Below are 3857 nucleotides of genomic sequence, written 5' to 3' on the forward strand. Positions count from 1 at the left end.
TGGCCGCCGTCCGCCCGCGCGTCCGCGTCGAACTCGCCGCCGAGGGCGCCGACACGGTCGCGGAGCCCGGCCAGGCCCCGCCCGCCGCCACCGGGCGTCCGGTGCGAGACGGTGGCGGGGCCGTCGGTGCCGACCTCCACGAGGATCTCCCTGTCCCCGTAGCGGACCCGGGTGACGGTGCGCTTGCCGCGGGCGTGCTTCAGGGCGTTGGTGAGGGCCTCCTGCATGACCCGGTAGGCCACGAACTCGGCGCTTCCCGCGGACGCGGACGGCTCGCCCTCCTCGGTGAACTCCACCGGCTGCCCCGCCCGGCGCGTCTGCTCCACCAGCGCGCGCAGGTCGCCGCCGGACGGCGTCCTGACGTGGTCGTCACGCCCGGTGCCGTGGTCGGGGTTGAGCAGGTCGAGCAGGTTCCGCAGGTCGGCGATGGCCCGCCGGCCGGTGTCGGTGACGGCGTCCAGCGTCTGGTCGAGGCGGCCGGGATCGGCGGTCAGGTACCGCGCCGCCTCGGCCTGGACGACCATCGCCGTCACGTGGTGGGTCACGACGTCGTGGAGTTCGCGGGCGATGCGGGTCCGTTCGGTGGCGCGGGCGGCGTCCGCGAGGCGGAGCCGGCGCTCGGCCTCGGCCGCCCGGGTCGAGCGCAGCCAGGCCCCGATGCACCAGGCCACGGCGAGCCCCACGTAGAACGTCGCGTAGCCGCCCGGCCCCTCGGCCCCGCCGAGCCGGTGCAGGACGACCGCCAGCGCCACGTACGCGGCGGACAGGACGGCCACGGCGACCCGCCGGTGGTGGTTCAGGTGGGCGCCCGCGCTCACCAGGACGATCGGCAGCGCCGTCCCCGCGACCATGCGGTAGCCGCGCAGCTCCGCCACGGCGAACCCGAGCGCCACCAGGGCGAGCGACACGGCCGGCCACCGCCGCCGGACGGCCAGCGGCCCGCACAGAAGGGCGAGCGCCGCGATGGCCAGGGCGTCGAAGTGCCGGACGGGCAGTTCGCCGACCTGGGTCTCGTGGCCGCGCAGCACCGGCAGGAACGACTGGGTGGCGAGGAGGAGCGCGAGCGGGAGGTCCCGGACCGTCACGTCGAGCCGGCTCCAACGCTCCCGGAGCCGTCGCGTAGTGATCACCGGGCAAGGCTAGCGGCCGGGGCGGCGGGGGCCTTGCGCCTGCGCGGGACGACGTTGCCCCGCCGGCGCGCCAGCCACATGAACGCCATCGTCAGCAGGACGCCGATCACGACCGTGTACGGGCTCGCCTCCGGGCCGAACCGGCCGCCGGTGAGCACCGCCGGACCGGACGTGACGCCGTGCAGCAGCCCCTCGTTGTCGCCGTTGCCCGACACCTCGGCGCCGAAGATGCCCGCCTCGGCGAAGTTCCAGCCGAAGTGCAGGCCGATCGGCACCCACAGGTTGCGGGTGGCGGCGTAGGCGGCGGCGAGCGTCCCGCCCGCCGAGACCGCGATGGCGACCGCGCCCCACACCGTGGCGTCCGGGTTGGCCAGGTGGAAGAGGCCGAAGAGCGCGCTGGTCAGCACCAGGGCCGTCCACGTGCCGAGCCGTCCCTCGGTGAGCCGGAACAGCACCCCGCGGAACATCAGCTCCTCGGTCACCGAGGCGCCCGCCATGAAGCCGAACAGCCCGACCGGGCCCGCGACCGACCCGAACCCGTCGACCTTGTAGTCGCCGAGCATGGCGATGTTCCCGATCACGGCCGCGAACCAGCCCGCGCCGACCAGCGCGCCGAGGGCGGTGCGGCGGGCCGCGCCCCTCGGGGCGACCTCGTCCGGCGTCCGGCGCTCGGACCACCGCACCACCCGGGCGTACACCCAGATCGCGACCGCGGCGGTCAGGAGCCCGACCACCAGGCTCACGGCCGCGTTGTCCTGCGCCGCCGCCACGGCCTGGCCGCCCACGAGGGCGACCGCCATGACCGGCAACAGCTGCTTCAACAGACGCACGTCGTCTCCCCGCGGATCGCGTTCTCGGCTCGGCCGCGGACTGGTCGCCGCGGCCAGGACGACGCTAGGGAAACCGGGGGTCCGCGCTCTTCCCCGCCGGGAGGACAATCGCCGGTAGCTCGCACGGGGGACAGGCCGCCGCTCGGCGAGGCCCGGGGACGCGTGAACCGTCCGCGCGATGCGCGTTCCACGCACTCACGGTGATCGGACGACCCCGGACGGAAGCCGATTCGGCCCGGTGTGACGAGCCCGACGCCGGGCGCGGCCGCCCCGGGACGGCGCCGCATCGAACATGGTCGCGACATCGGGCATGCTGAACAGTGGTCCGACGGTGCACGGCGAGAGGAGCTTGGGTGGACGACGGTGCGCAGGGACGGGACCCCGTCCCGGCCTCAGGGGCCTCCCCGCAGCTGCGGCTGGACGACCTGCTGGACGGCCTCCAGCTGCAGGTCCACCAGGTGCGGGCGGCCCGCGACCGGATGCGCACCCTGCTGGACGCCGTCCTGGCCGTCGGCTCGGACCTGGACCTCGAGGTGGTGCTGCGCCGCATCGTGGAGTCCGCGGTCACCCTCGTGGACGCGCGGTACGGGGCGCTGGGCGTGCTCGGCGAGGAAGGCACGATCAAGCAGTTCATCACGGTCGGCATCGACGACGAGACCGTCGCCCGGATCGGGCACTACCCGCGCGGCGAGGGCATCCTCGGGCAGCTCATCCGCCGTCCGGAGCCGCTCCGCCTGGCCGACCTGGCGGACCACCCGTCGTCCGTGGGCTTCCCGCCCGGGCACCCGCCGATGACCACCTTCATCGGCGCTCCCGTCCGGGTCCGCGACGAGGTGTTCGGCAACCTGTACCTGACCGACAAGCACGGCGGCGCGGAGTTCGACGCCGACGACGAGGCGGTGCTGCGCACCCTGGCCGCCGCGGCCGGCGTCTCGATCGACAACGCCCGGCTGTACGACGACGCCCGCCGCAAGCAGCAGTGGCTCGCGGCGAGCGACGAGCTGACCCGCAGCCTGCTGGCCGGCCGGGGGGTGGGCGAGGTCCTGGCGTCGGTCGCGACGACCGTGCGCGAGCTGGCCCGCGCCGACCTGGTCACGCTGGCCGTCCCGGTCGGGGACAGCGGCGAGCTGGTCGTGGAGGTCGCGTCCGGCGCGTGGGAGGAGGAGGTCCGCGGCCTGGTGCTGCCGGCCACGACCCCGGCGTCGAAGGTGTTCGCCACGGGCGAGCCGGTCACCGGCGACGCGCTCGGCGCCGACCTGCGCGCCGAGGTGTCCGAGGTCGAGCTGGGCCCGGCGTTCTACGTGCCGCTCGGCACCCGCGACCACGTGCGCGGCGTCCTGCTGGTCGCGAACCTGCCCGGCGGGCACAACTTCCCGGACGCGGTCGTCGACATGGTCATCGGCTTCGGGAACCAGGCGGCGCTGACCCTGGAGGTCGCCGAGCACCGCCAGGACGCCGAGCACATGCTGGTCCTCAGCGACCGCGACCGCATCGCCCGCGACCTGCACGACCTGGTCATCCAGCGGCTGTTCGCGGGCGCCCTGACGCTCCAGTCCACGCTCGGCCGCGTCGCCGACCGGCCCCAGGTGGGCGAGCGGATCCAGCGGGTCGTGGACGACCTCGACGACACGATCAAGGTCGTCCGCTCCACCATCTACGGCCTGCGCGAGAGCGACCGCAGCAGCGGCGGCGGCGGCCTGCGGGGCAAGCTGGTGACGGCCACCGGACGCGCCGCCGAGGTGCTCGGCTTCACCCCGGCGCTGCGGATGACCGGCCTGCTCGACACCGGCGTGCCCGCCGGGCACGCCGAGTGCCTGCTGGCCGTGCTGGGCGAGGCGCTGTCCAACGCGGCCCGGCACGCCGGCGCCACCGCCGTGGACGTCGGCGTGGACGTGAG

General features: G+C 75.3%; 3 protein-coding genes. 1 reads left to right on the plus strand and 2 read right to left on the minus strand.

Annotated features, from left to right (window positions below):
- Together AB0J52_RS31385 and AB0J52_RS31390 are read right to left on the minus strand one after the other, a co-directional pair.
- On the minus strand, positions 1 to 1130 hold a 1130-nt coding region (locus AB0J52_RS31385; protein WP_500186380.1), incomplete at its 3' end, for a sensor histidine kinase.
- On the minus strand, positions 1127 to 1960 hold the full coding sequence (locus AB0J52_RS31390) for a CPBP family intramembrane glutamic endopeptidase (RefSeq protein WP_500186381.1): 834 nt from the start codon (positions 1958 to 1960) through the stop codon (positions 1127 to 1129). The genes AB0J52_RS31390 and AB0J52_RS31385, both read right to left, overlap by 4 nt.
- A gap of 353 nt (positions 1961 to 2313) precedes the next feature.
- On the opposite strand from AB0J52_RS31390, the gene AB0J52_RS31395 reads away from it, so the two are divergent.
- Positions 2314 to 3857 (plus strand): sensor histidine kinase (locus tag AB0J52_RS31395; RefSeq protein WP_500186383.1); only part of this gene is annotated, 1544 nt, incomplete at its 3' end.

Source organism: Spirillospora sp. NPDC049652 (assembly GCF_040675125.1).
GTDB lineage: Bacteria > Actinomycetota > Actinomycetes > Streptosporangiales > Streptosporangiaceae > Spirillospora.